Consider the following 428-nt stretch of genomic DNA (forward strand, 5'->3'; position numbering starts at 1 on the left):
TTTCGTACACCACTTTTTTGGTTAGTCCATAACTGTTTAAAGGTTTACCTCTTAAGCTGAAAACTGCCTGTGTATCTACATTTCTTGCTTTGGTAATACTACCGCTGGCACTATCGCCCTCCGTTATAAAAATGGTGCTGTTGTTTTGTAAAGCAATAAACTCTTCTTTGTTTTTATTAGGTACATCATCATTCAAATGCACGCGACAATCACGCAATTTTTTATTATGAAGGTTTGCTTTCTTAGCACGTTCATTCGCAAGTTTCCTGATACCGCTTAACTCTTTTCTTTCTTTCTCGCTCTGCTCAATTCTTTTCTTTAATGCTTCGGCTGTTTGCGGATTTCTGTGTAAGAAATTATCTAACTCTTTAGCCAAAAACTCTTCCACAAATTTCTTCATGCTCGGACCATTCTCATATACAAATGAA

The 428-nt window shown here is 36.4% G+C and carries 1 protein-coding gene; it reads right to left on the bottom strand.

The annotated features are described in order from the left end of the window. Positions 1–400 (bottom strand): hypothetical protein (locus tag E3E25_RS11350; RefSeq protein WP_394352223.1); only part of this gene is annotated, 400 nt, incomplete at its 3' end. Between the last annotated feature and the right edge of the window lie 28 nt (positions 401–428).

Source organism: Thermococcus sp. MAR1 (genome assembly GCF_012027305.1).
In the GTDB taxonomy this organism is placed as follows: Archaea; Methanobacteriota_B; Thermococci; order Thermococcales; family Thermococcaceae; genus Thermococcus.